The sequence below is a fragment of the Polaribacter dokdonensis genome, from assembly GCF_024362345.1.
Classification (GTDB): Bacteria; Bacteroidota; Bacteroidia; order Flavobacteriales; family Flavobacteriaceae; genus Polaribacter; species Polaribacter dokdonensis.
Window position 1 is genome coordinate 641071 of sequence record NZ_CP101505.1, and the last position, 26195, is coordinate 667265.

General features: G+C 29.9%; 24 protein-coding genes. 10 read left to right on the plus strand and 14 right to left on the minus strand.

Translation table 11 applies throughout. From position 1 onward, the window contains the following. Window positions 1–99: 99 nt before the first annotated feature. Together LPB302_RS03025 and LPB302_RS03030 are read left to right on the plus strand one after the other, a co-directional pair. Complete coding sequence (locus LPB302_RS03025) at window positions 100–516, plus strand: hypothetical protein (protein ID WP_053974859.1); 417 nt, start codon at window positions 100–102, stop codon at window positions 514–516. Between the two features lie 125 nt (window positions 517–641). Further along, window positions 642–4025 (plus strand): amidohydrolase family protein, encoded by a 3384-nt coding sequence (locus LPB302_RS03030; RefSeq protein ID WP_053974860.1) that lies wholly within the window; start codon window positions 642–644, stop codon window positions 4023–4025. Between the two features lie 43 nt (window positions 4026–4068). Here LPB302_RS03030 and LPB302_RS03035 read toward each other — a convergent pair whose 3' ends face one another. Beyond that, complete coding sequence (locus LPB302_RS03035; RefSeq protein ID WP_053974861.1) at window positions 4069–4527, minus strand: MaoC family dehydratase; 459 nt, start codon at window positions 4525–4527, stop codon at window positions 4069–4071. Window positions 4528–4613: 86 nt separating this feature from the next. Between LPB302_RS03035 and LPB302_RS03040 the strand changes: the two genes are divergently transcribed. Next, complete coding sequence (locus LPB302_RS03040; RefSeq protein ID WP_053974862.1) at window positions 4614–7862, plus strand: S41 family peptidase; 3249 nt, start codon at window positions 4614–4616, stop codon at window positions 7860–7862. 51 nt (window positions 7863–7913) lie between these two features. Here the strand turns inward: LPB302_RS03040 and LPB302_RS03045 are convergent, their stop codons facing one another. Genes LPB302_RS03045 through LPB302_RS03055 form a run of 3 tightly spaced genes read right to left on the minus strand, consistent with a single transcriptional unit; the run spans window position 7914 to window position 10080 of the window. Then, window positions 7914–8534 carry a trimeric intracellular cation channel family protein gene (locus LPB302_RS03045; protein ID WP_053974863.1) on the minus strand — a complete coding sequence of 207 codons (621 nt, stop codon included), beginning with the start codon at window positions 8532–8534 and terminating at the stop codon, window positions 7914–7916. Continuing rightward, window positions 8535–9656 carry a DEAD/DEAH box helicase gene (locus tag LPB302_RS03050; RefSeq protein WP_053974864.1) on the minus strand — a complete coding sequence of 374 codons (1122 nt, stop codon included), beginning with the start codon at window positions 9654–9656 and terminating at the stop codon, window positions 8535–8537. Between the two features lie 28 nt (window positions 9657–9684). Continuing rightward, window positions 9685–10080 (minus strand): acyl-CoA thioesterase, encoded by a 396-nt coding sequence (locus LPB302_RS03055; protein WP_053974865.1) that lies wholly within the window; start codon window positions 10078–10080, stop codon window positions 9685–9687. 104 nt (window positions 10081–10184) lie between these two features. Here LPB302_RS03055 and LPB302_RS03060 point away from each other — a divergent pair, with 104 nt between their 5' ends. Then, window positions 10185–11522: an MATE family efflux transporter gene (locus LPB302_RS03060; RefSeq protein WP_053974866.1), complete on the plus strand. Its 1338-nt coding sequence runs from the start codon at window positions 10185–10187 to the stop codon at window positions 11520–11522. Here LPB302_RS03060 and LPB302_RS03065 read toward each other — a convergent pair. After that, window positions 11515–12189, minus strand: coding sequence for a DUF2461 domain-containing protein (locus LPB302_RS03065; RefSeq protein WP_053974867.1), 675 nt, complete (start codon window positions 12187–12189; stop codon window positions 11515–11517). The genes LPB302_RS03060 and LPB302_RS03065 overlap by 8 nt on opposite strands. 57 nt (window positions 12190–12246) lie before the next feature. On the opposite strand from LPB302_RS03065, the gene LPB302_RS03070 reads away from it, so the two are divergent. Beyond that, entirely contained in the window at window positions 12247–13062 is an 816-nt protein-coding gene (locus LPB302_RS03070) for a DUF1853 family protein (RefSeq protein WP_053974868.1), read from the plus strand. Between the two features lie 51 nt (window positions 13063–13113). Here LPB302_RS03070 and LPB302_RS03075 read toward each other — a convergent pair whose 3' ends face one another. From LPB302_RS03075 to LPB302_RS03090, 4 genes are read right to left on the minus strand one after another with little or no spacing between them, the layout of a single operon-like run. After that, window positions 13114–14226 (minus strand): efflux RND transporter periplasmic adaptor subunit, encoded by a 1113-nt coding sequence (locus LPB302_RS03075; protein WP_053974869.1) that lies wholly within the window; start codon window positions 14224–14226, stop codon window positions 13114–13116. A gap of 18 nt (window positions 14227–14244) precedes the next feature. Beyond that, on the minus strand, window positions 14245–15489 hold the full coding sequence (locus LPB302_RS03080) for an ABC transporter permease (RefSeq protein WP_053974870.1): 1245 nt from the start codon (window positions 15487–15489) through the stop codon (window positions 14245–14247). Between the two features lie 2 nt (window positions 15490–15491). After that, window positions 15492–16724 (minus strand): ABC transporter permease, encoded by a 1233-nt coding sequence (locus LPB302_RS03085; RefSeq protein WP_053974871.1) that lies wholly within the window; start codon window positions 16722–16724, stop codon window positions 15492–15494. Window positions 16725–16726: 2 nt separating this feature from the next. Next, window positions 16727–17419, minus strand: a complete 693-nt coding sequence (locus LPB302_RS03090; RefSeq protein WP_053974872.1) for an ABC transporter ATP-binding protein — start codon at window positions 17417–17419, stop codon at window positions 16727–16729. A 223-nt stretch (window positions 17420–17642) separates the two neighbouring features. Here LPB302_RS03090 and LPB302_RS03095 point away from each other — a divergent pair, with 223 nt between their 5' ends. From LPB302_RS03095 to LPB302_RS03110, 4 genes are read left to right on the plus strand one after another with little or no spacing between them, the layout of a single operon-like run. Then, window positions 17643–18056: a thiol-disulfide oxidoreductase DCC family protein gene (locus LPB302_RS03095; protein WP_053974873.1), complete on the plus strand. Its 414-nt coding sequence runs from the start codon at window positions 17643–17645 to the stop codon at window positions 18054–18056. A 21-nt stretch (window positions 18057–18077) separates the two neighbouring features. Next, window positions 18078–18392 (plus strand): hypothetical protein, encoded by a 315-nt coding sequence (locus LPB302_RS03100; RefSeq protein ID WP_053974874.1) that lies wholly within the window; start codon window positions 18078–18080, stop codon window positions 18390–18392. Beyond that, window positions 18393–19052, plus strand: coding sequence for an HAD family hydrolase (locus tag LPB302_RS03105; protein ID WP_053974875.1), 660 nt, complete (start codon window positions 18393–18395; stop codon window positions 19050–19052). Next, a complete protein-coding gene (locus LPB302_RS03110; RefSeq protein WP_053974876.1) occupies window positions 19049–19900 on the plus strand; it encodes an alpha/beta fold hydrolase in 852 nt (283 codons plus the stop codon). The genes LPB302_RS03105 and LPB302_RS03110 overlap by 4 nt, the downstream gene beginning before the upstream one ends. 4 nt (window positions 19901–19904) lie before the next feature. Here LPB302_RS03110 and LPB302_RS03115 read toward each other — a convergent pair whose 3' ends face one another. The 5 genes from LPB302_RS03115 to LPB302_RS03135 form a co-directional block, all read right to left on the minus strand. Beyond that, on the minus strand, window positions 19905–22343 hold the full coding sequence (locus tag LPB302_RS03115; RefSeq protein ID WP_053974877.1) for a M1 family aminopeptidase: 2439 nt from the start codon (window positions 22341–22343) through the stop codon (window positions 19905–19907). 155 nt (window positions 22344–22498) lie between these two features. Further along, window positions 22499–23038 (minus strand): GFO_1091 family lipoprotein, encoded by a 540-nt coding sequence (locus tag LPB302_RS03120; protein WP_053974878.1) that lies wholly within the window; start codon window positions 23036–23038, stop codon window positions 22499–22501. Window positions 23039–23094: 56 nt separating this feature from the next. Continuing rightward, on the minus strand, window positions 23095–23613 hold the full coding sequence (locus LPB302_RS03125) for a GFO_1090 family protein (RefSeq protein WP_053974879.1): 519 nt from the start codon (window positions 23611–23613) through the stop codon (window positions 23095–23097). A 41-nt stretch (window positions 23614–23654) separates the two neighbouring features. Further along, window positions 23655–24089 (minus strand): PG0215 family putative anti-sigma factor, encoded by a 435-nt coding sequence (locus LPB302_RS03130; protein ID WP_053974880.1) that lies wholly within the window; start codon window positions 24087–24089, stop codon window positions 23655–23657. After that, entirely contained in the window at window positions 24076–24585 is a 510-nt protein-coding gene (locus LPB302_RS03135; RefSeq protein WP_053974881.1) for a GFO_1088 family ECF-type sigma factor, read from the minus strand. The genes LPB302_RS03130 and LPB302_RS03135 overlap by 14 nt, the downstream gene beginning before the upstream one ends. A gap of 154 nt (window positions 24586–24739) precedes the next feature. Here LPB302_RS03135 and LPB302_RS03140 point away from each other — a divergent pair, with 154 nt between their 5' ends. Next, entirely contained in the window at window positions 24740–26191 is a 1452-nt protein-coding gene (locus LPB302_RS03140) for a S41 family peptidase (protein WP_053974882.1), read from the plus strand. Window positions 26192–26195 lie beyond the last annotated feature (4 nt).

Genomic DNA, 26195 nt, shown 5'->3' on the forward strand with positions numbered 1-26195 from the left:
AATTGACAAATACTTTTTATATAATGACAAATATACTTTACATTTTATGATTTTGCAAATTTTTTATTACTTTTAAAAAATCAACCAAAAAATAACACCATGAATATCAAAAAAAAACCAACCACTAAATTCTATCTTATTGGAGTATTAGCTCTTATTTGGAATTTAATGGGAGTTGGAGCTTATTTAATTCAAGCTTTTATGACAGAAGAAATGATTGCTACCTTACCAGAAGAGCAACAAGCAGAGTTTTTAGTAGAACATCCTGCTTGGTACACAGCTTTGTTTGCCATAGCTGTTTTTGGTGGTGCTTTAGCTTGTATTTTGTTATTAGCTAGAAAAAAGATTGCTTACTACCTATTTTTAGTGTCTGGTATAAGTGCCATTGCTCAACAGGGTTATTTGTTAGCAACAGTAACACTTTCTAGTGTAGTAATGCCAATAATGATTATTATCTTCTGTATCTTTTTAATTTGGTACTCTAAAAGATGTATCACAGAAGGTATTTTAAATTAGAATAAATTAATTGATAAAGGCTGCTAAATGCAGCTTTTTTTATTGAGAGTTTAAAGCCTTAAAAGACTATTAAAAGTCTCAATCATAAATTCATACAAATTAAAAGACTAAACAATTCCAAACCTATGAAACTACAGTATAATTTTATAATTGCATTTGTTGCAGGAATACTTTCATTGAGTGTTAATGCTCAAGAAAAAGATTCTTTATCTGGTCAAGAAAAGTTTAAAGAGCTATCACTAGATAGTGGTAGAATGATAAATTTTAATACTAAAGAAGGAACTTGGCTTTCCTTAGATATTAGTCCAGATGGAGAAACAATTATGTTTAGCATGCTTGGAGATTTATATACCATTCCTTTTTCTGGTGGTAAAGCCACAAGAGTAACAGATGGTATGGCTCTAGACACTAAACCTAGTTACAGTCCTGATGGAAAAAGTATCGCTTTTGCCTCTGATAGAAGTGGTAATGACAATGTTTGGATTTTAGATTTAGAAACGAAAGAAACAAAACAAGTTACTAAAGACAGAAGAGGCTCTGTAGAATCTGTAGCCTGGTCTCCAGATGGAGAATATATTGTAGCTGCAAAAGGTAAAAGAAATCTAAAATTACATTTGTATCATAAAGATGCAGGTAGTGGTACACAGCTCATAAAAGAACCAGCAAGTTTAAAAACTGTTGAACCTGTTTTTAGTGCAGATAACAAATACATATACTATTCAACCAGAAATGGTGGTTGGAATTACAATGCACAATTACCTCAATATCAAATTTCTAGATATGATTTAGAAACAGGAAAATCTACAAGAATTACTTCTAGATATGGTTCTGCATTTACTCCTACTCTTTCAAGTGATGGTAAATACATGGTATATGGATCTAGGTATGAAGAAAAAACGGGTTTAGTTTTAAGAAATTTAATTACAGGCGATGAAAATTGGCTAGCTTACCCAGTACAAAGAGATGAACAAGAATCTGTTGCTTCTTTAGGAGTATTACCTGCAATGGCGTTTACACCTGATAACAAAGAAGTTTTAGCTTCTTATGGAGGTAAAATTTATAGAATACCAGTTTCTGGTGATAATGCAATAGAAATTCCTTTTGAGGTTGATGTAGCTTTAGCAATTGGACCAAAATTAGACTTTAAATATCCCATTTCTGATGATCCAGAAATGTTTGCAAATCAAATTAGAAATCCAAAGACTTCTCCAGATGGAAAGCAAATTGTTTTTAATGCATTAAACAAATTATATGTTATGAAGCTTCCTGATGGAAAACCAAAAAGGTTAACCAAAATGGATCTTAATGAAATGCAACCAAATTGGTCTCCAGATGGAAAAGAAATAGTGTACACTACTTGGTCTGATAAAGATGGAGGTCATTTATATAAAGTAAACGCAAAAGGTGGTACACCTGTTCAACTAACAACTACATCTGCATTGTATAATACACCTGTTTGGGATGCAAAAACCAATAGAATTGTTTTTACTAAAGGAAGTGCTCAAAACTTTAAAAATGCCTATACAAGAGGTGCTTTTTCTGGTGGTGAAGATTTAGCATGGATTTCTAGTAATGGAGGTGCCATTAATTTTATTACTAAAACAAATAGAAGAGGAAATCCTCATTTTGTAAAGAATGATAATAGAATCTATTTAAGCAATGGTTCTGGCCTAAGCTCAATTCGTTGGGATGGAACAGATGAAAAGAAAATTGTAAGTGTTACAGGTATTGTTACTTTTGGAAACTCTCATAAAGATAATGTAGACTTTGGACATGTAGATGATGATATTGTCGAAGAAAGAAATAATGCATCAAGACCTGTAGAAGTTTACATGGCTCCTGAAGGAGATAAAGCCATGGCTTTGATAACCAATGATATTTATGTAGTAACCGTTCCTAAATATGGACAAACTCCAACAATATCTGTATCTAACCCTTCTTCTGCGTCATTTCCTTCATGGAAGCTCACAACTTATGGAGGTGAATTTCCTTCTTGGGCAAATGATGGAAGCAGTGTGCATTGGTCTTTAGGTAAAGCCTTTTTTAGTTATGATTTGTTAGCAGCTAAAAAATTAGAACAAGACCTAAAGGATAAAAAGAAAGCTAGAAAAAAGGAACTTTCTAAATTATCTGATGAAAAAAGAAAAGAAGAAGAAAAGAAAGATAAAGAAGCAGCTAAAAAAAATAAGGATGATGCAACATACGAACCATTAGAAATTGATATAAACGTTGCTATCAAAAGAGATATCCCTAAAGGAACAGCCTTAATTCAAGGTGCAAGAATTATTACTATGAATGGTGATAAAGTCATTGAAAATGGAGATGTTTTAGTAGTAAATAATAGAATTAAAGCAATAGGAGAAACAGGAACTTTAGAGGTTCCTAAAAAAACTACAATAATAAATGCCAAAGGAAAAACAATTGTTCCAGGTTTTATAGATACACATTCTCATTTAAGAACTTATGCAGGCATTCATAAAAAACAAATTTGGTCTTATGCAGCAAACCTTGCTTATGGTGTAACTGCATCTAGAGATCCGCAAACAGGTACTACAGATGTGCTTACGTATTTTGATTTGGTAAAAACCGGACAAATGTTAGGTCCAAGAGCTTATTCTACTGGGCCTGGTTTAGGGTATTGGGCTTATAACTTAAAAAGCTATGAGCAAACAAAAGAAGCGCTTAAAAAGTACAGCAAGTATTACAATACGAATACCATTAAAATGTACATTGTTGGTAACAGACAGCACAGACAATGGGTAATTCAAGCTGCCAAAGAGCAACAATTAATGCCCACAACAGAAGGAGCTTTAGATTTTAAATTAAACCTTACAGAAATTTTAGATGGTTATCCAGGCCATGAACACTCATACCCAGTAACTCCTTTATACAAAGATATCATTCAATCTGTGGCAGAAGCTCAAATTGCTTATACTCCTACTCTACTAGTTTCTTATGGAGGTCCTTGGGCAGAGAATTATTTTTATTCTAGAGAAAACCCTTATCATGATAAAAAGTTACAATACTTTACACCTTACACAGATTTAGCAAGTAAATCTAGAAGAAGACCTGGTTGGTTTATGGATGAAGAACATGTTTTTACCAAACATGCAGAATTTGTAGAAGACTTAGTAAATGCTGGCGGTTTAACTGGTGTTGGTAGTCATGGCCAATTACAAGGATTAGGTTTTCATTGGGAATTGTGGGCAACAGCTTCAGGAACAAGTAATATGAATGCATTAAAAGCAGCTACAATTTTAGGTGCAAAATCAATAGGATTAGATGGAGATATAGGATCTTTAGAGGTTGGAAAAATGGCAGATTTCATCATTTTAGATAAAAATCCGTTAGATGATATTAGAAATACAAATACTATTTATCAAGTAATGAAAAATGGACGTTTGTATGATGCTAATAATCTGGATGAAGTATATCCGAGACAACAAAAGGCAACCGATTTTTGGTGGCATCAAAAAAAGCCAAATGGTTTACCAGGAATTAAAAACTAAAACAACAACTCTCAATATTATATTGAGAGTTTTTTTATGTTTTTTATTCAAATAAGGCTGCTAAAAATTCTGCTACACAAGCAGGTTTGTCTTGGCCTTTTATTTCTATTATACAGTTAAAAGTGACTTTAATTCCATTATTTGCTAAAGGCTCAATTTCTTTTACTGAACTAAGCATTCTTAATTCACTATTAACAGGTACAGGATTTGGAAAACGAACTTTATTCAATCCATAGTTTAAACCCATTTTTACACTTTTAATTGTAAAAGCTTCTTCTAACATTCTAGAAATCATAGCAACAGACATAAAACCATGAGCTACTGTACTTTTAAAAGGGCTTTCTATTGCAGCCCTTTCTTCATCAACATGAATCCATTGTTTATCCAAAGTTGCATTTGCAAAATCATTTATCATTTGTTGTGTAATAGTATACCATTCACCTGTAGGTAAATCTTTACCTTTTATTGAACAAAACTCTTCTAAATTTTTAAAAACTAACATATTTATATTTTAGTGTATTTATATTTTTTATGGATAATTGCTAAAGTTAATTTAGCAAATGTGTAAATTAGGAAAAAATTTAAATAATGAAAAAATTCACCTTATTCTTAACATTGATTTGTTTATCAGTGTATGGCCAAGAAAATCCTAATTGGATGAGACATTCAACTATTTCACCTGATGGATCTCAAATTGCTTTTACTTATAAAGGCGATATCTATAAAGTTAATGCAAATGGAGGAAAAGCACAACAACTAACTTTTCATAGCGCTCATGATTACAAAGCTGTTTGGAGTAATGATGGTAGTAAAATTGCTTTTGCCTCTAATAGATATGGAAATTATGATGTGTTTACAATGAATGCTGATGGTGGTAAAGCAACAAGATTAACTTTTCATTCTAATGATGAAAACCCTTACACATTTACAAGAAATGATAAAGAAGTTGTTTTTGGGGCTATAAGACAAGATGATGTAAATCACAGACAATATCCTACTAGATCACAATCAGAACTATATAGTGTTCCAGTAAATTCTGGGAGAGTAAAACAAATTTTTACAATCCCAGCAGAATCTGTACAATATTCTAAAGATGGTAAAATCATGTTATATCATGATGTAAAAGGAGGAGAAAATGAATGGAGAAAACACCATACATCTGCTATTACAAGAGATATTTGGATGTACAATACAAAAACTAATAAGCATGATATGATAACTAATCATACTGCTGAAGACAGACAACCTGTTTTTTCATCAGATGAGGAAAGTGCTTACTTTTTAAGTGAAAGAAGTGGCACATTTAATGTTCATAAAATGGATTTAAATAATCCTAATAATGTTGAACAGGTAACTTCTTTTAAATTACACCCTGTTCGTTTTTTAAGTATTGGTAATGGTATTCTTTCTTTTGGTTTTGATGGTGAATTATACACAATGAAAGAAGGAGAAAAACCAAAAAAAGTAAAGGTTACAATAGTTACGCAAGATAAAGACAATACAGATAAATTTATATCTGTTAATGGAGGCATAAATGAAATGTCTATTTCACCAAATGGAAAAGAAATTGCATTTATTGCTAGAGGTGAAGTTTTTGTAACTTCTGTAGATAAATCATTTACAAAAAGATTAACTAATACTCCAGAAAACGAACGTTTTGTTTCTTGGGGTCCAAAAGGAGAATCTGTAATATATAGCAGCGAAAGAAATGGAAAATGGTCTGTTTATAAAACTGAAAAAGTTAGAAAAGAAGAACCATTTTTCTACGCATCAACTTTAATAAAAGAAGAACCTTTAATAGAAAATAAATTAGATAATTATTTAGCTCAATATTCACCTGATGGAAAAAAAATAGCTTTTATTGAGGGAAGAAGAACGCTAAAAATTAAAGACATCCAATCTAAAAAAGAAGTTACTTTACTAACACCAAAAGATTTATTTCACATGAGAGATGGAGATAAATATTTTACTTGGAGTCCAGATAGCAAATGGTTATTGGTAGATTGGAGTAAAACCTTAAGTAATAGTGAAGTATTATTAATGGCTGCAGATGGTTCTAAAAGATTAAATCTTAATGAAAGTGGTTATTATGACTATTACCCTAAATGGGTTAATGGAGGTAAGCAAATGTTATGGTTTAGTAACAGAAATGGTTTAAAATCGTATGCTACAAGTGGTCGTTCACAAAGTGATGTTTATAGTATGTTTTTTACTCAAGAAGCTTGGGATGAATTTAATTTAAGTGATGAAGATTACAAATTAATGCAAGCCATTAAAGAAGAAGAAAAAAAGAAAAAAGCAAAAGAAAAGAAAGACGACAAGAAAAAGTCTGATAAAAAAAGTGAAGATAAAAAGAAGGATTCTGTAAAAACAGAAAAATTACTCACTTTCGATTGGGAAAACATGAAAGATAGAACCAAAAGATTAACTATTCATTCTTCTAGTTTAGGTGATGCTGTGCTTTCTAAAAAAGGAGATTATCTTTATTACCTATCAAGTTTCGAAGGTCGTTCTAATCTATGGAGTACCAACTTAAGAACTCGCGAAACTAAAATGCTAATGAAATTAAATGTTGGTGGTGGAAGTTTAGAGTGGGATAAAGAAATGAAAAACTTATACCTTTTAAGTGGTGGTAGAATTTCTAAATTAAATCCTGAAGCTAAAAAAAGAGAAGCTGTTAATATTAAAGGTGAAATTCTTTTTGATGAAGTAGCAGAAAGAGAAGCTATGTTTAACCATGTTTGGATTCGTACAAATGCAATTTTTTACGAACCAACTTTTCATGGTATAGATTGGAATAAAATGAAAAAAGAATACAGCAAATACTTACCACATATAGGTAATGCTTTTGAATTCTCAGAAATGCTTTCAGAATTGTTAGGCGAACTTAATGTATCTCATTCAGGTGCAGGTTTTAGAGGAAGTTCTGTATCTAATCCAGATGCAACAGCTTCTTTAGGTATTTTTATGAATTACAATCATAAAGATGATGGTATTTTGATAGATGAAATTATAAAAGGAGGTCCTTTAGATAAAGCCAAGTTTACAATTTCTGCAGGCATGATAATCAAAAAAATAGATGGTGTTACAATTGATAAAAATCAAGATATCGCAAAATATTTAAATAGAAAAGTAGGTGATATTACTTTGTTAGAAATTTATAATCCAAAAACAAAAAACACTAATACTATTACTGTAAAACCAATTTCTCTTGGAGCAGAAAATAGATTATTGTACAAAAGGTGGGTTAAAATAAATGAGAAAGAGGTTGAAAAACAAAGTAATGGTCAATTAGGTTATGTTCATATACCAGGTATGAGTGATGGCCCATACAGAAGTATTTATCAAGATATGATGGGTAAATACTTTGATAAAAAAGGAGTTATTGTAGATACTCGTTTTAATGGTGGTGGAGATTTGGTAGCAGACTTAGCTATGTTTTTTACAGGTGAACCTTTTATAACCTATGCAACTGCTGCAAAAGTTGTTGGTGGAGAACCAACTTCTAGATGGACAAAACCAACTTTAACTATGTTTAATGAAAGTAATTATTCTGATGGGCATTGTTATGCACAAGGATATACAGATTTAAAAATTGGAAAAACTGTTGGTATGCCTGTACCTGGTACTTGTAGTTTTGCAGGTTGGGAAGGTTTACCTAATGGTGGTTATTGGGGTGTTGTTCCTGTAAGTGCAAAAAACAAAGCAGGTGAATGGATGGAGAACAACCAAACTGAGCCTACTATAAAGGTTAAAAACATGCCAGGAAAAATAGATAATGGAATTGATCAGCAATTATTACGTTCTATTAGAGAATTACTAAATGATGTAAATTAAAGATGTTTTATTATTAAATAAAAAAGGAGAAGATATCACTTCTCCTTTTTTTTATTTTCCAAAAATATCATCTTTAACTTTGGGTAATTCTAAATTAAACTTTACCGCAATTAATCGAATTGTAATAATAACAGAAGCAGAAATAATAAAATTTAGGTTATCCGAAATTGGTAATTCTTTTATTATTAAATAAGTAATACCACCAGCCAAACATGCAGATGCATAAATTTCTTTCTCAAAAATTAGCGGTACTTTATTAGTTAATACATCTCTTAAAACTCCACCAAATACAGCAGAAATCATACCCATAATTATAGCGATTATAGGATGAAGATTAAATGACAACCCTTTTTGTAAACCTAGTAGTGTAAAAACACTTATACCAATGGTATCAAACAAAAACAATGTTTTACTTAAGTAAGCTATTTTACTTTTAAATAGAAAAGTTAAAAAAACGGCAAAAAAAATAGTCCATAGATAGTTCAAATCTCCAATCCAATTAATAGGATGTGCATTAATTAAAATATCACGTAACATTCCTCCACCAACTGCAGTTACAAAAGCAATAATTAATACACCAAACAAATCAAATTTCTTGTCAGAAGCAACTAAAGCACCACTAATTGCAAATGCAAAAGTTCCTAAAATATCTATGGTATATATTAAACTCATTTATACAGTTACTTCTGTAAATTTAATATTCAATTCTTTTTGAATTTGATGTATTTTTTCTAATTCTGATGGTAAAATAAACGCCAAAGAAGTTCCTGTTTTACCAGCTCTTGCTGTTCTTCCACTTCTGTGAGTGTAATATTCCAGTTGTTCTGGTAATTGATGATGAATTACAAATTCTAACTCTTTAACATCAATTCCACGTGCAGAAACATCTGTAGAAATTAAATATTGTAAGTTTTCATTCTTAAAAGCACGCATCACTTTTTCTCTTTCTTTCTGTTGCATATCTCCTTCTAAAGCTGATGCAGAAAAACCGTCTTCTACCAATTGCTTTGCTAGGTTTTGAGCACCAGCTTTTGTTCTACAAAATATAATACCTCTATGTGCTTGCCTTTTCTCTAAAAAAGTAACAATGTCTGCCACCTTTTCTTTTAAGGTTGTTTTTACAAATTGATGACGAATATTTGCATTTACTAAAGCGTTTCTATTAATTTCAATTCTTGGAGCGTTAGCATCCATATATGTTTTTACAATACGCTTTATTTCTTCTGGCATTGTAGCTGAAAACAACCAAGTTTTTCTGTCAGATTTTGTAGTGAATTTTAAGATTCTATTTAAATCTTGTTTAAAACCCATACTTAACATTTCATCTGCTTCATCTAAAACAACCGTTTTTACATGGCTAATATCTACAGCTCCTCTTTCTATTAAATCAATTAATCTACCTGGAGTTGCAATTACAACATGAGTAGTTCTCTTTAAATTATTTATTTGTCTGTCTATCTTTTCTCCACCAAAAACGGCTTCTAAAAAAATACGATCATCTACATATTTTGTAAACTTGAACAATTGTTTTTTTATTTGCTGAACTAATTCTCTTGTTGGCGATAAAATCAAAGCTTGTATGTGCTCTGAATTAGCATCTATATGATGTAAAACAGGCAAACCAAAAGCAGCTGTTTTTCCTGTTCCTGTTTGTGCTAATCCTATAAAATCTGTGGGTGATTTTAACAATACAGGTATTGCTTTCTCTTGAATATCTGTAGGTGTTGTAATACCAATTTCTTTAATAGACTTTATATAATCTTTACTAATTCCTAATGCTGCAAATGTTGACATTCTTTCTAAATTTTGTGCAAAGATACTTTTATTTAAAAGGTTGCAATAGATTTAAAATATTTTCTCTAATTCTTACAGGTTTGTAGCTCTTAGCATCCAATAAAACCCAGATAGTTTTAGATTTTGCTAAAAGTGTTTCACCTTTATAAAACTCAATAAATCGTTCAGAAGTTACCCCTCTAGTATTACCTACATAAGTTTTAGCAATAATTTCATCACCTAAAAAAGCTTCACTCTTATAATCTATTTCGTGTCTACTCACTACCCAAATGGTATCTGTAATTGGTTCATTTTTGGTTAAATGCTCCCAATGTTTAAAGGCAACATCATCCATCCATTTTACATAAACAGCATTATTTACATGATTCAAATCATCTATATCTTCTACTGTAATTTCGATTTTTACCTCGAAAAAGTTATTCATAATTTTCAATTTCAGTAAACTTATAAAAATTTACTTAGGTATAGCTAATATTGATGATACTTTACCCATATAATAAACTTTTAGTAGGATATTTGCATACAAGTATGGCACAATTAGCAAACGAATTAGGTACAGAAAAAATTAGCAAATTATTGATAAAACAAGCAGTTCCTGCAACCATAGGGATTCTTGTAATGTCTTTAAACATGATTGTAGATACCATTTTTGTTGGGCAATGGATAGGTGTTTTAGCAATTGCTGCAATTACAGTGGTTTTACCAATTGCTTTTTTAATATCCTCTATAGGAATGGGTATTGGTATTGGAGGTAGTTCTATTATCTCTAGAGCATTAGGTGCAGAAAATTCTGAGAAAGCTTTTCTAACCTTTGGAAACCAAATCTGTTTAACCCTTATTTTGGCCATTATTTTTGTACTACTAGGTAACTTTTTTAGTGTGCCCATTTTAGATTTGTTTGGTGCAAAAGGTGATATTTTGCCAATTGCCTCAGACTATTTTGCTGTAGTAATCTATGGAGTGCCATTTTTAGCCTTTGCAATGATGGGTAACCCTGTAATAAGAGCAGAAGGTAAACCAAAATTTGCCATGTATGCTATGATGATACCTGCAGTGCTCAATATTATTTTAGATATTATTTTTATAAAATATTTTGATTGGGGAATGACAGGAGCAGGATTGGCTACATCCATATCATTTGCTAGTTGTGGATTGTATATTTTGTATTTTTTCTTATCGAATAAAAGTGAGTTAAAAATAATTCCAAAAAACTTTAAACTAGATCTAAGAATAGTTAGAGAAATTGTAGAATTAGGTGGAGTTTCTGTGGTAAGGCAAGGAGCCATTAGTATTTTAATGATTGTGCTTAATTATTCTTTATTTACTTATGGAGGAGAAATATCTATCTCAATTTTCGGAATCATTAACAGAGTAATGATGTTTGCCTTATCTCCAGTTCTTGGAGTTTCTCAAGGATTTTTACCTGTAGCAGGTTTTAATATTGGTGCGAATAAAAATGAACGCGTAAAAGAAACGATTAAAAAATCGATTTACTTTGGGTCTATTTTAGGTACAATTATCTTTATTGGTATTGTTATTTTTAAAGAACAAATCATTTCTATTTTTACAGATGACACCACTCTTTTAAGCGAAACTCCAAATGCAATGTTAATTGTCTTTTTGGTTACGCCAATTGTAACCATGCAACTAATAGGATCTGCTTATTTTCAGGCAGCAGGTAAAGCGATTCCTGCATTAATACTAACCTTACTAAAACAAGGAATTTTCTTAATTCCATTAGCATACTTCTTACCTAAATATTATGGTGTTGCTGGTGTTTGGTGGTCTTTTCCTATTGCAGATACACTTTCTACTATTGTAACTGTTTTGGTTTTAAAAAGAGAGGTTGATAAAAACCTTAAATGATAGATTCACCATTTAAATTAGTTGTTAGAATATCACTAAACAAATTAAAGAAAGGTCTTAAAGCTAAAAAACCATCGTTTACATTTTTAGTGAAATTTTTATCTAATACTTCTTTATCAGAGAACTTCTTCATAGCTATAAACCCTTTTTTTCTTAAAAGATCCACATCTTTATGTTCTTTATCAAAACCTCTAGGAGCCGTCTTTAATTCGCTAAAACTATAAAAAGAATCTCCAAAATGCTTTTGAAACTCTTTATCACTTAAAACATCTCTAATCTCTGAGGCATCTTGCTCAATTTCTTTTCTTAATCTAAACAAATCTTCTTTACTAGGTTCCCAGAAACCACCAGCTAAAAAAGATTCTCCAGGCCTAATCTGTAAAAAATAACCTCCTCTTAAAGATGCACCTAATCTAGAATATGAATTCGAAAAATGAGCTTTATATGGCGTTTTATCTTTCGAGAATCTTACATCCCTATAAATACGCATCATCTTAGATTTCTCAATTTCATCATGACCTTCTAGTTTTTCTAATACTTCTGCAAAGACATCTTTGGCATTCAACCTTGCTTTTTCATAAGTTGCTTTATGATCGGCAAACCAATCTCTATTGTTGTTTTTACGTAAATCTTTTAAGAATTGAAACGTAGATTTTTCTATTGTCATTTAATACGCTTTAGAAATTTCAAGTTACAAAATAGAAATTGTAAATTCGAATTAGAAATGGATTTTAAGACAAAAGAAATACAGAAAAGATACGAAGGCTATTTAGCCACACCTAAGTTATGGACTGGAGATGACATATCTGGTTTGCATCAATTTGAATTAGAGTCTAAATCACATAAAATTGATATTTCTATTGATGACAAAATACGTTTAGGAAAATATGTAGAACGCTTTGTATCTTATCACTTATCAACAATAAAAGAGATAGATATTTTAGCAGAAAACATACAAATTCAAAAAGACAAACGAACTCTTGGAGAACTAGATTGTTTATTGACTAAAAACAAAAAACCTGTTCACTTAGAGATTGTTTACAAGTTTTATTTATATGATGCCACAGTTGGCTCAACTGAGATTGAACATTTTATTGGACCAAATAGAAAAGATACTCTTATTGAAAAGTTAAATAAGTTAAAAGAGAAACAGTTACCTCTAATTTATTCTAATGATTGTAAACCTTATTTAGATGAATATGACATTGAAGTTGAGAAGGTAAAGCAAGAGGTTTTATTCAAGGCTCAGTTATTTTTACCCTATAATAAGCAGCATATTCAGTTAACGAAGTTAAATACTAATTGCATACAAGGTTTTTATATTAACCTTAAAGAACTAAGATATTTTAAAGAGTCGAAATTTTATATTCCCTCTAAAAAAGATTGGTTGATTAAACCTCATGAACAAGTCTTATGGGTTACATATACCAATTTTAGTAACAAAATAAAAGAATTCGAACTTAGAAAATTTTCACCTTTAGTTTGGATAAAATCAAAAAACGGTGAACTTTCTAAATGCTTTGTTGTTTTGTGGGCATAAAAAAAGGAACTCAAAATTGAGTTCCTTTTTATTTTATATAGTGTAGTAATCTTAGTTGTTACCTACTTCTTTAACTCCAGAAGTTTTGTTCCAAATTTTAATTTGATCTTCTATAGTAATTCCTTCTAAAACCTCTACGTTTACTCCATCAGATGTACCTAACTTTAAAGTTCTTCTTTCAAAAGTACCTTCACCAGTTTTAACTTCTACATAAGGTTCTTCAGTTTTATTATCGAACTTTAATAAAGCTTCTTTTATAGATAAAACACTGTCTTTCTTTTCTAAAACAATATCTGCATTTGCACTATAACCAGCTCTAATAAAGTAGTTGTCATCTAAAGATACATCTGCTTTAATTTTAAACTGAACAGCACCTGCTTCTTCTGTTCCTTTAGGAGCTATAAAGTTTAATTTTGCTGGGAATTTTTTACCTTCTATGGCACCAATTGAAACTTCTATATCAGCACCGTTTTTAAGTTTCCCAACTTCAGATTCATCAACCTTACCTTCAAAAATCATTTTACTCATATCTGCAATAGAAGCAATTGTTGTACCTGCATTAAAATTATTAGACTGTATTACTTGATCTCCTTCTTTAACAGGAATTTCTAAAATAGTTCCAGAAATTTGAGCCATAATGTTTGTGTTGGCTGAACCACCTGTACCTGCAGAACCTCTTTTAATGATTAAATAATCATTCTGAGCATTTTTTAAATCTTGCTTTGCTTGATCGTAAGTTAGCTCTATATTTTCAAATTCTTGTCTAGAAATAACACCCTTATCAAATAGATTTTTATTTCTATCATACTGAACTTTAGCATTATCTAGCCTAATTTTAATATTGTTAACTCTACCTTTTGCACTTATTAATGATTGCTCATTAGGTACAACTCTTACAGTCGCGATTAAATCACCCTTTTTAACTTTAGAACCTTCTAAAAGCATTATTTTATCGATAATACCTGTAATTTGTGGCTTAATTTCAATCTCTTCTAAAGGTGTTACTTTACCTGTAGCTACTGTTTTCTTAACTATAGTAGTTTTGAATGCAGTTTCTGTTTCGTACTCAACAATGCTCTTTTTGTTCTTTTTTCCGAACCAAATTAAGGCTGCTACAAATAGTACACCTATAACTATTAAAATTATTTTTGCTCTTTTACTCATGATTTTAGTTGATTATTTTTATTCTTCTCTTAATGCTTCTATTGGTCTAACAATTGTAGCCATGTGTGCTGGTATTAAACCTATTAGTGTACCTAACACTATTAATGTTACAAATGCTATAATAATTATTGGAATATTTACAGTTGGATTTATTAGTGCTGCATCATCTCCTTGCCCAAAAGCTGAGTCTATGAAATACAGAATTAAGCCTCCAAACACTATACCCAACATACCAGCAATTGTGGTTAGAAAAACAGATTCTAATATAATTTGCTGACGAATACTTTTTGGTGTTGCTCCTAATGCTCTTCTAATTCCTATTTCTTGAGTTCTTTCTTTTACAGTAATTAGTAAGATATTACCAATTGCAAATACTCCTGCAATTAATGTTGCAATACCAACAAACCATGTCATAAACTGCAAGCCTGTTAAAAACCCAGTAACTTTGGCAATTTGAACTCCTAAATTGAAAGAACCAAATGCTCTTTTATCTTCTGGATGAACATTATGTAAACTTTTTAAAGTCAAAATAACATCGCTTTCCATTTGCTCAATATCTATACCTGGATTAGCTGTAATAACCATCCAATCTATATTATTAGCAGTATTGTAAACTCTTTTAAAGGTTGTAAAAGGAATAAAGGCTGTATCACCATCTAAATCAATTCCATTAGATGAACCATATACACCAACCACTTTATAATTGATACTGTTTATTTTGATGTACTCACCTATTGGCTCTTCTCCTTTATCAAAGAGTTGTTTGTACATGTTTTCTGAAATAACAGTTATTTTAGCTGATGATAAAATATCATTCTCGTTAATAAATCTTCCAAAAATTAATTTCTTCTTTTGAATTTGATCTAACACAGGATAATCTCCACTTACAGAAAAGTTACCTGATTTAAAATCATGTATAATTAAATTATTGGTTTGATTTCTTGGTGCTAATAATTTAATTTCATCTTGATATTCATTTTTTAATACCTCTATATCATTCATTTTAAGACGAAATCTTCTACCCTCTTGAAAACCTTTAAAAGGTGTATCTGTAGACTGTGTCCAAACAAAAACACTATTGGTAGCAAAGTCTCCAAATATCTTTTTAAAACCATTGTCTACTCCTCTTGCAGCTCCCAATAAAACTACCAAAAGAAAAATACCCCAAAGAACACCAATAATAGTAATTGCGGTTCTCACTTTATTTTTACGTATGCTTCCGTAAATTTCTTGCCAAGTATCTGAATCGAATAAAAACTTCATAATTAGTCTGCTCTTAGTGCTACAATTGGTTTAATATTTGCTGCTTTTTTTGCAGGTATATAACTTGCTATTAATCCTGATAGAATTAATACTATAGTTGCTCCAATAACAATACCTGTACTTACACTTGGATCTTTAATAAAGTAATCTTCTTCTAGACTATTACCAATTAAACTTAATAGATATGTACCAAAAGATAATCCTAAATAACCTGCTAGTGTGGTTATTAAAACTGTTTCTTGAACAACAATACCTACAATAGATGATGGTTTTGCCCCTAAAGCTTTACGAATACCAAACTCTTTGGTTCTTTCTTTTATTACAAAAATCATAATGTTAGAAATACCTATGATACCTGCAACCAAAGTTCCTGAACCTACTAATATTACAATAGCATATAAAATACCCATAAACTGCCCAACACCTTTATTGGCTTCTGCCATGTTTTGAACAGAAAGTGCACTTTGATCATCTGGATGAATATTCATTTTATTCCTTAAATCACGCTCCATTTGATTTCCAAAAGCAACAGCTGCATCTAAACTTAATTTAGGGTCATAACCTAAAGCAATCTGACTGATATAGTCATTATTACCATAAATCATTTGTGCTGTACTTAAAGGAATAAACGCTTTACGCTCTTCATTATCTCCTCCTTCATCAGAAAAAATTCCAATAATTAAATAAGAACTTCCGTTAACATTTAAACGTTTTCCTAAAGCAGGTTTTTGACCAAATAAATCTTCTTTAATTAATCTACCAATAACAATAACTTTAGATTTGTCTTTTATATCTCTTTCATTAACATATCTACCTTCATTAATAATTGTTTTCTCTAAAAATTGATGATCTGGATTAATAGCCATAACACTATAGTTACTGGCTTCATTTTTATATTTTAAGGTAAAGTTTTTATAGATTCTAGATGATTTATACTGAATCTTATTTCCATATTCATCATTTATATAATTGTAATCACTATTCCTTAACTGAATAGTTCTACCAGTTTGTAATCCTTTATAAGGTTTTGATGTTTTCCAAACTCTTACAAACATGGCATTTTGTGCATCATCTGCAAATGCATCTGTAAAAGTGTTACTTAAACCACTAACAATACCAAAAAGTAAGGTGAATAATAAAATTGCAAAAGCAACTGTAAAACCAGACATTACAGAACGTAATCTGTTTTTATTGATACTTTGAAAAATTTCTCTCCATCTATCTAAATCAAACATAATTAGACTGCTTTAGATGCTTTTGTGAATTCATCGCTAATAATTACCCCATCTTTTAAACGAACAATTCGTTTTGTCTGCTCTGCTACTTCTTCTTCGTGAGTAATTACAAAAACAGTCATTCCTTCATCATTAATATCTTTTAATAAATCCATTACAGAATCTGTAGTTGTAGAATCTAATGCTCCAGTTGGCTCATCTGCTAAAACAACCTTTGGCTTAGTTACCAAAGCTCTTGCAATTGCAACACGTTGTTTCTGACCTCCAGAAAGTTCGTTTGGTAAATGGTTTGCCCAATCTTTTAAACCAACTTTTTCTAAATAGTCTAAAGCAACTTGTAAACGTTCTTTTCTACCCATTCCTTTGTAGTATAAAGGTAGAGCTACATTTTCTAATGCTGTTTTATATGATATTAAATTAAATGATTGAAAAATAAATCCTAAAAATTTATTTCTTAAAAGCGCTGCTTTTTTCTCATTCATGTCTTTAATTAGCTGACCATTTAAATAATAATCACCTTCATCATGAATGTCTAATAAACCTACAATGTTTAGTAATGTAGATTTACCTGAACCTGAAGAACCCATAATAGATACAAATTCGCCTTCTTTAATATGTAAATCAATACCTTTTAAAACGTGTAGAGAGTCTTTTCCTATTGGATAAGATTTGTGCAGTTTTTCTATTTTTATCATGGGTTGGTTAATTTTATACTAAAGTATTGAATGCTGTTAGAAGCTCTTATTAATTTTTTGTTAAAAGCCTTCTTCTAGAACAATACAACCATAAGACGTGTCAGGATAAATTATGTTACAAAAAAATGCCAAAAAAATTTAAAATTTTATAAAAACCGCTCATAGAAAGAAACTTAAGAAATACATAATATTTTGCTAAATTAGCAGATAATCAAAATAGAACATGATTAATATCCCTAAGAATAAAAAATTAGTACTGTTTGACGGTATTTGCAATCTTTGCAACTCTGCAGTATTAACTATAATTAAGCACGATAAGAAAAACGTATTTCTTTTTGCTGCTTTAGATTCTGATACAGGAAAACAAGTTACCCAACATTTACATATTGATGTTCGTAAAATAGATTCTATCATTTTGTATGAACCTAATGTTTCTTATGAAATAAAATCTACTGCAGCTTTAAAAATTGCAAAAGATTTTGGTGGAATTTGGTGGCTAACACAGGTGTTTTTTGTGCTACCTGAAAGCATTAGGAATTATGTTTATGATTTTATAGCCAAAAACAGGTACAAATGGTTTGGTAAAAAAGACCAATGTATGTTACCCAATACAGAATTGAAAGCAAAATTTATTTAGAATAAAACTTCCCCCCTAAAAATGAAACGATTAAATTTTAAAACCGATATTAAATTTAAATTCAGCATTGTAATTATTTCTTTATTGATGTTGATTTTAGTACTAAGTTCTCAGTTTACAGACAAAAACTTTTATATTGTTACAACAGTCATAGGAGTATTATCATTAATTGCCATTATAATTTCAGTAATTGGTCTTTTAAGATCTATCAAGAATTTAAAACAACCTACTTCTAAGAGAAGAATTGCCTCAATAATTGTGATTGCGTTTGTAACCTGTTTATTTTTTTACTTAATTGTAGCCAATATAATTGAAGTCTTAAAACACGTAACCTAAATGAATATACCCAAAGAAATTAAATGTGTAATTTTTGATATGGATGGAGTAATCATTGACTCTGAAGAGATTCATAAAAAGGCATATTATGAAACATTTAATTCGATTGGCGTAAACGTTTCAGACGAATTGTATAAAACCTTAACTGGTTCTTCTACCATAAACGCTTTTCAAAAATTAGTACAACATTTTAAACTAAATCTAAATCCAGAGGATTTGGTTTTAGAGAAAAGAAAGCGCTATGTAAATTTCTTTGAAAATGATCCTACTCTTCATTTAGTAAATGGTGTCGAAAATTTAATTAAACATTTATACAAGGAACAAATTACATTAGTATTAGCTTCATCTTCTGCAATGATCAATATTGATAGAGTTTTTACAAGATTTCATCTTCATCAATATTTTAAGGCAAAAATTAGTGGTGCAGATTTAAAGGAATCTAAACCAAATCCTGAAATATTTGAAAAGGCAGCCATTTTAAGCGAAGTTGCTAAAGAACATTGTATCATAATAGAAGATTCTGATAATGGTATAAAAGCCGCAAATGATGCTGGTATTTTTGTAGTAGGTTATCAAAACCCAATGGCTGAAGACCAAACCTTAGAAAATGCAAATCTTATTACAGATAGTTTTTCAACTTTGAAATCTGAATTATTTTGATAGAAGAATTAATCCATCTTACCACTGATGATTCTGAAACGATTGCACTTTGGAAAATTACAAGCAATAAAACTACAGACAAGCATCTCTTTCTAATTCATGGTACATTTTCGGATAAAGAAATCTTTAACGGTTTTACAGATTATTTTTTAAATTTAGGTTACACTTGTTGGCTTTTAGAATGGAGAAATCATGGAGAAAGTAAAAAGGTAAACCAAAAATTCAGGTTTGAAGCTATAGGTAAACATGATGTAAAAACTGCTTTTAAGTATTTAATTGATAAAGAACAAATTACAAATTTACATTGTGCAGCTCACAGTGGAGGAGGAATTTCTATCACGATTTGTTTAATTTATAACCCTGAATTTAAAAAACGTATTAAGAGCATCTCTTTATTTGGTGTACAAGCCTTTGGTGCAAATATTAGCACAAAACAGAATATAAAACTAAGAGGAGCCAAACTTATATGTAAGCTAATTGGTAAAGTACCTGCAAAATTTGCGGGTTCTAAAAACTACGATGAAACTTATTTTACCATGCACCAGTGGTTTGATTGGAATATTCAAAGAAGGTTTACAGATAGCTCTCAATTTGATTATGAATCAAGAATGAAAGAAATTCGAATACCAATCATTTCTTTCTGTGCAAAAGGCGATGATTTTATTGCGCCAAAAGAAGGCTGTCAGTTATATTTAGATGCCTTTAAAAACCCAAAAAACAAGTTGGTGTATTGTGCTGTAGAACTAGGTAACTTAGAGGATTATAATCATAGTAGAATATTAAAATCTAAAAATTCTAAAAAAGAAATATGGCCACAAGCAGAAAAATGGATGTCAAAAAATTCTTAAACGCTTACAATAGTTTAGACATTGCAGTTTTTATGATTTCTATATTTCTTAAATAATTAGATTTACTTTCTTTCTTTTGCTGATCAATCATTTTACGCATTAGATTAATCATCACTTTATCAAAATTAAAACCTGTGTATTGTTTACCTTTTACAACCATATCATCTACTAAATTCTGAATAGCCTCTGAATTATTACTAACAGCTATTTGATCAAAAGCTTTCTGATATAACACTTTGGTTGCATCATCATTAGCCAAGAACATTCCAGAAACCACACTTTTTGCAACAAAAGGCAATTCTGATTCGTCTTTTGCCTCAATAAAGATCCTAGTTAAAGGTGTTGCTAAAATTTTACGAACTTCATCTGGTAATTCTTTAGATTTTTGAATGGCCAAAGGTTGATCTATATAATACATAGACACTAAAGCTTTACCTAATACAGAATACGATTTGCTTTGTAAAGCTTTTTCGAAAATTGGCTTTAACTCTGGGTCTGTTAACTTACCTAATGTACTTAGAGCTTCTGCTTGTACTAAGGTTTTATCGTCATTATTAGCCATTCTCATAATTTTACGAATAGCGTCTTTTTTAGAAAATTTGTTAATTAAATCTATCTGCTGTAAAGCCAATATTCTAATTTTATAAGCATCATCATCTAAGGCATCAACAATAGCATTAAATGCATTTTTATCATCTTGTTTAGAAGCTACTTGAAACAATGCTTCTCTTCTATGAGCAAAATTATCTGCATTTTTCAGTTGAAAAATATATTCACTTAAAATCTTATTTTCATATAAATTACAAACCAAAATATTGTCTGCATTTACCTGAATTAAATTGGGTTGCCTGTTATAAGGGAAGGTAAAAGATGCATCATTCGATTCTACAAACACTGTATGTCTTGTTCTTTTAGTGCCTTCAAAAATATCAATAGCAAAAGGAAATTTAAATGTTTCTGATTGTAATTGAGAAATGTTTACAGTAACCGTTTTTCTTAAAGTATTGTAATCGTAAGAGATTTCGATATTAGGATGGTTTGCTCCAAAATACCACTGATTAAAAAACCAATTTAAATCTTGACCTGTAATTTCTTCAAAGATTAAACGTAATTGGTGTACTTCTGCAGTATCATATTTATATGTTTCTAAATACGTTTTTAGTCCTTGAAAAAATGCATCATCACCTAAATAAGTTCTAAGCATGTGTAAAATTGCTCCACCTTTATTATAACTCACTAAATCAAATAATTCTTCTCTTTCATCATATGAAAAACGAACTAAACTTTTATCTTGATTTTGGCCATTTTTATAGGCTTCTACTTGCTCATAATAATGCATTTCAGCATCAGTTTTACCATATTTATGTGCTCTCCATAAATACTCTCCATAATTGGCAAAAGACTCATTTAACGTTAAGTTAGACCAGCTTTCTGAGGTTACTAAATTTCCAAACCAATGATGAAAAATTTCGTGAGCTATTGTATTTTCTTGTAAGTTATTATCTATTAATTGTCCTGGTTTTTGGTAAGCTTGCTCACCATGAACAACTGCAGTTGTATTTTCCATTGCTCCAGAAACATAATCTCTAACTACAATTTGGCTGTATTTATCCCAAGGATAATCTACACCTAACTTTTCTGAGAAGAACCCAATCATTTCTGGTGTTAATCCAAAAATATCTTTAGCATAAGATGCATATTCTTTCTCAACATAATAATTTACAGGAATATTTTTGTAATTATCTTTAATAACTGCAAATTCTCCTATACCCATAAAGGCTAAATAAGGAGCATGTTTTTTATCTTGTTTCCAGTAATCTGTTCTATTATTACCTTTTGTAGTTTGGTTTACCAATGTTCCATTAGATAGTGTTATATATTTATTAGGCACTGTAATAAATAGTTCTTGGGTCATTTTTTGATTTGGAGCATCTATTGTAGGAAACCAAGCTGAATTGGCTTGTGTTTCTCCTTGTGTCCAAATTTGTATTGGCTTTGTAGCATCTTTGCCATCAGCATTTATAAAATACAAACCTTTTGCATCTGTAATGGCTTTACTACCTTCATCTTTTACTTTTTCTGGCCTGGCTGTATATTTTATATAAATGGTAAATTCTTCCTTTTTCGTATATGTTTTTGGCAATTCTATTTCTAAAACATACTCATTATAATTATAAGAAAGTATTTTGTTATTTAAAGATACTTCATGAATAAGCATTGCATTTGCATCTAGAGCTATTTTATTGGTTGCATAAAAATGAGGTTTAGCTGTTATCCATGCTTCACCATTCATAGTTTTATCATCAAAATTAAAATCTACGCTTAATTTTGTGTGAATAAGATTGTGCTTTTTTTCTTTCTCTGCTCTGTAAGTTGTGCTTTGAGCTAAAATTGATACACTAAATAGTAAGAGATTTAAAAGAAATATATTGCGAAACTTCATAAATGTCATTTTCTTGGAACTTCAAAAATAGTAAAACTGTTTGTAGAAGCTGTTAATGCTCAGTTAAATTCAATAAGTATACCAAAAAAAGAAGAGAGCCAAAATTCTAAAAATTTTGACTCTCTTACTTTATTAAGTTTTGGGGGAAAACTAAATTAATTCGCGTTAAAAATGTTACCTAAATTTCCAAGGCTATTTTCATCCATTTCTACACTACTCAACATTTTTACAATTTTAGAAGGATCCATATCATCACCTAACAAACGTACAACTCCTACTCCATTTTGGTCTCCATAACCAAAAGCTACTATTTCATCTATTGCTTCTGTTTTACCAGAATAAAAAACAGATACATTCATACCTTTTAATTTCATAGCCATTAAACTCTTATAGTCTTCATTGTCTTTAAAGATTTCTTTTAACTTGGCTTTTTCAGTTTCGTAAGATGTTTCGTTAGCTTCTGTTTTAGGTAAAAAAACAACGTTTATTTTTTTTATGCTTTGCATAGTTTCTTTTACATCTTCAGACACATCTGCTTTTGGAGATAATACTGAACTTACTGGAATATCTCCTGTATAGAAACCTTCTTTACCACTAGTATCTACTAAATAGGTTTGTAAAGATTTATCATTTTTACAAGAACTTACTAGTAATACTACTAATAGAAAAGAAAATACTGTGGTTAATTTTTTCATTTGAATATTTTTAAATTAAAAAGTTGGGCTTTTAAACCCAACTTATATGATTGTGTTTACTTGTTTTCCTTTACAATTTTATCTGTATAAGCAGACATTTTATTAATGTCTATGTTACCTGTTAAAGATAAAACCATAGCTTCAGACATTCCATTTGTTTTCTTATCTATACCTTTTACAAACATAAGAACTTCACTTACAAAATCTTTATTCTTAGTTGCCTTTACGTATATTTTAATTCTAGAATCATCTTCTTTAATACGCATTAACTGTGTAAGATTAGAATTTTTGATTGCTGAATTTACCATAGTTTCCATTTTATTTGCAATTGATAAATTATCTGTAGAGAACATTTTAAATTCTTTCAATTCATTTAACATTTCAAAGGCTTCCATAACATCATTACCTTCTACTTTTGCATCTTTTGGTTTAAACTTATTTAACAACTCAAAAGCGTCTTTGGTTACAACAACCATATCTACATCATCTAAATTTTCTAAACTATCAAAGATAGATTGTGCATTAGAAAACATTGGTGCTAATACAAATGCTATTAATATTATTATTTTTTTCATAATTTCTGTGTTTACTTGGTTTTATTAATTTATTACTTGGTTTATTTTAATACTTTTTTTACTGCAGTTCCATGCTTATAAAATTGATCTAAAGCTTGTTCTCCTTTTTTAAGATTGTTAGATAATAACGTTAAACCTTTATTAACTTGAGCATAAATTTTTTCTGCTTTTTTCCTTTCTTGGTATTCTTTGTATTCTTGTTGGCCAAGAAATACACTAAATAATAACATAAAAGATGCTGCTACAGACAACCATTTAAAGTTCATCTTCTTAGATTTCTTAGGTTCTAACTTTAAGGTTTTGGTATAAGTATCTTCTTTTACAGCAGTAAAATATGTAAACATATACGCATACTCTTGCAAATGTGGTGCAACATTACCTTCTGTAAAATAAGCTCTTAAGGTTTGCTCTTCTTGCAATGTAGTTTCTGCATTTTCATACTTTTCTACTAATTTTTCTATGTTAGCTAACTCCATAGTTGTGTTTTTTAATTAATTCTTCTCTAATTGTTTTTCTTGCTCTAGACAATGCCACTCTTACTGCTGTTGGTTTCATATCTACCATCTTACAGATTTCTTCAAAATCATATTGTTCAACATCTCTTAGCTGAATTATAATCTTTTGATTTTCTGGCAATTTCTCTATCAATTGATGTACTTGGTTTACACTGTCTTGATATTCTAATTTCTTATCTAAAGAAGTTTCTTTCTCTTTATAATTACTATGTACTAATGTTAAATTACTTGCTTGTTTACTTTTTAAACGATCATAACAATAATTTTTAGTCATTGTCATTGCAAAGGCTTCAACATTCTTATAATTCCCAATTTTGCTTTTATTTTTCCACAATTTAAAAATAAGTTCTTGGGTAGCATCTTCTGCTTCTTCTCTAGACACTAACAATCTTTTTGCTAGTCTAAAAACCTTATCTTTAAATGGTAATACAACTTCTAAAAAGTCTGATTGGTTCATGGATTGATTTTGTTTTTCTGATATTTTTTCATCTCTTATATCAGGTTTACATAATTACGACGACTAACAATTTATTTTGTTACAGCCTTATTGTAAAAAAATACTAAAAAGATTTAAATTGCGTTAAATTTACTGTAAACATTAGACTTTCTATATGATAAAAAAAATAAATGTTATTTGCATCACCCTATTTTGTGCGCTAATATTGGGTTGTTCTAAAGAATATGAAGTGCCGCAAAATTTGGTAGTTCATGATTTTGTTTGGAAAGGTCTAAATGCTTATTATTTATATCAAGATCAGGTTGCAGATTTGTCTGACAGACGTTTTAGCTCTGATGAAGAATTAAATGCCTATCTAAATTCTTTTCCTGATTATAATTTACTCTTTGAGAGTTTAACCCTAGAAAATGATTTAAAATCTAACTTAGTAGAAGATTATAACACATTAACATCACCTGAATTAAGAACTAGTTTTACAAATGGTTTGGAATTCGGAATTATTGCAGACCCAAACAATTCAGATAATGTTTTAGGTTATGTAACTCATATTCTACCAAATTCTAATGCTGCTTTACAAAATATTGCTAGAGGTGATTACTTTAATGCTGTTGATGGAGTATTACTTACAAGACAAAACTATCAAGATTTATTATTGAATGGTCAGAATAATTTCACCTTAAATATGGCCAATTTTGATGGCAACACAATAACTCCAACAACTAGAACTGTAAATTTAGAAAAAGAAGGGTATAATTATCCTGCAACATTCTTAGAAGATGTAATTTCAATTAATTCAGACAATGTTGGTTATATAATCTACAACAACGACTTTTCTAATAATTATATTGATAATCTAAAACAAACTGCTAGTAATTTTGTAAGTCAGAATGTAAATAAGTTGGTTTTAGATTTAAGATATAGTATAGGTTCAGGCAGTTTTGCTAGAGATATTGAGGCCTTTGCAAGTGTAATTACAGGTCAATTTCAAGATGAAGTATTTCTTAAAGAAAATTGGAACACTAAAGCACAAGAATGGTTTTTAGAATATCAGCCAGATTCATTATTAACTCGTTTTTCTGCAAGCAATCAAACAACTACAGTTGGAGGAATGCAGGTGACTGATTTATTTATCATTTTAAATGGAAATAATTTTGAGGGTTCTTCTGCAATTGAGCTTTTAGTAAATAGCTTAAACCCATATATGAACATTCAGATCATTGGTAATAATACTGCAGGAAACAACACAGGTTCTATTACGCTTTACAATTCAGATGATTATGATTTTGGCTTAAGAAACTCAACACATACAGTAGCTTTACAACCTGTTGTGTTAACTTTTACAAATAGTAACGACCAAACCTATAACAATGGTTTAACACCAATAATTAATCTTTGTAATCAAGAAGATGTTTTAAATTTAGGAGTTTTGGGCACGAATTCTGATCCTATTTTAAACAGAGTGTTAAATTTAATTGAAACAGGAGCTGCAAATTCAAATTCAAATTGCAATCCAAACAATTTCGAGTATTTATTTAACAGCATAAATGTTCAAAGAAACTTTGATAATGGTGTTTTTATAGAACAAGATTTACCTAATACAAATTAAAATT

Bases quoted from the DNA above. Each gene is read 5' to 3' on its own strand.
- LPB302_RS03035 (WP_053974861.1), bottom strand. From the start codon at position 4,527: ATGTTAGTTTTTAAAAATTTAGAAGAGTTTTGTTCAATAAAAGGTAAA.
- LPB302_RS03135 (WP_053974881.1), bottom strand. From the start codon at position 24,585: ATGAACCAATCAGACTTTTTAGAAGTTGTATTACCATTTAAAGATAAG.
- LPB302_RS03025 (WP_053974859.1), top strand. From the start codon at position 100: ATGAATATCAAAAAAAAACCAACCACTAAATTCTATCTTATTGGAGTA.
- LPB302_RS03115 (WP_053974877.1), bottom strand. From the start codon at position 22,343: ATGAAGTTTCGCAATATATTTCTTTTAAATCTCTTACTATTTAGTGTA.
- LPB302_RS03075 (WP_053974869.1), bottom strand. From the start codon at position 14,226: ATGAGTAAAAGAGCAAAAATAATTTTAATAGTTATAGGTGTACTATTT.
- LPB302_RS03090 (WP_053974872.1), bottom strand. From the start codon at position 17,419: ATGATAAAAATAGAAAAACTGCACAAATCTTATCCAATAGGAAAAGAC.
- LPB302_RS03045 (WP_053974863.1), bottom strand. From the start codon at position 8,534: ATGAGTTTAATATATACCATAGATATTTTAGGAACTTTTGCATTTGCA.
- LPB302_RS03070 (WP_053974868.1), top strand. From the start codon at position 12,247: ATGGATTTTAAGACAAAAGAAATACAGAAAAGATACGAAGGCTATTTA.
- LPB302_RS03125 (WP_053974879.1), bottom strand. From the start codon at position 23,613: ATGAAAAAAATAATAATATTAATAGCATTTGTATTAGCACCAATGTTT.
- LPB302_RS03095 (WP_053974873.1), top strand. From the start codon at position 17,643: ATGATTAATATCCCTAAGAATAAAAAATTAGTACTGTTTGACGGTATT.
- LPB302_RS03030 (WP_053974860.1), top strand. From the start codon at position 642: ATGAAACTACAGTATAATTTTATAATTGCATTTGTTGCAGGAATACTT.
- LPB302_RS03140 (WP_053974882.1), top strand. From the start codon at position 24,740: ATGATAAAAAAAATAAATGTTATTTGCATCACCCTATTTTGTGCGCTA.
- LPB302_RS03130 (WP_053974880.1), bottom strand. From the start codon at position 24,089: ATGGAGTTAGCTAACATAGAAAAATTAGTAGAAAAGTATGAAAATGCA.
- LPB302_RS03100 (WP_053974874.1), top strand. From the start codon at position 18,078: ATGAAACGATTAAATTTTAAAACCGATATTAAATTTAAATTCAGCATT.
- LPB302_RS03050 (WP_053974864.1), bottom strand. From the start codon at position 9,656: ATGTCAACATTTGCAGCATTAGGAATTAGTAAAGATTATATAAAGTCT.
- LPB302_RS03055 (WP_053974865.1), bottom strand. From the start codon at position 10,080: ATGAATAACTTTTTCGAGGTAAAAATCGAAATTACAGTAGAAGATATA.
- LPB302_RS03065 (WP_053974867.1), bottom strand. From the start codon at position 12,189: ATGACAATAGAAAAATCTACGTTTCAATTCTTAAAAGATTTACGTAAA.
- LPB302_RS03060 (WP_053974866.1), top strand. From the start codon at position 10,185: ATGGCACAATTAGCAAACGAATTAGGTACAGAAAAAATTAGCAAATTA.
- LPB302_RS03105 (WP_053974875.1), top strand. From the start codon at position 18,393: ATGAATATACCCAAAGAAATTAAATGTGTAATTTTTGATATGGATGGA.
- LPB302_RS03085 (WP_053974871.1), bottom strand. From the start codon at position 16,724: ATGTTTGATTTAGATAGATGGAGAGAAATTTTTCAAAGTATCAATAAA.
- LPB302_RS03040 (WP_053974862.1), top strand. From the start codon at position 4,614: ATGAAAAAATTCACCTTATTCTTAACATTGATTTGTTTATCAGTGTAT.
- LPB302_RS03120 (WP_053974878.1), bottom strand. From the start codon at position 23,038: ATGAAAAAATTAACCACAGTATTTTCTTTTCTATTAGTAGTATTACTA.
- LPB302_RS03080 (WP_053974870.1), bottom strand. From the start codon at position 15,489: ATGAAGTTTTTATTCGATTCAGATACTTGGCAAGAAATTTACGGAAGC.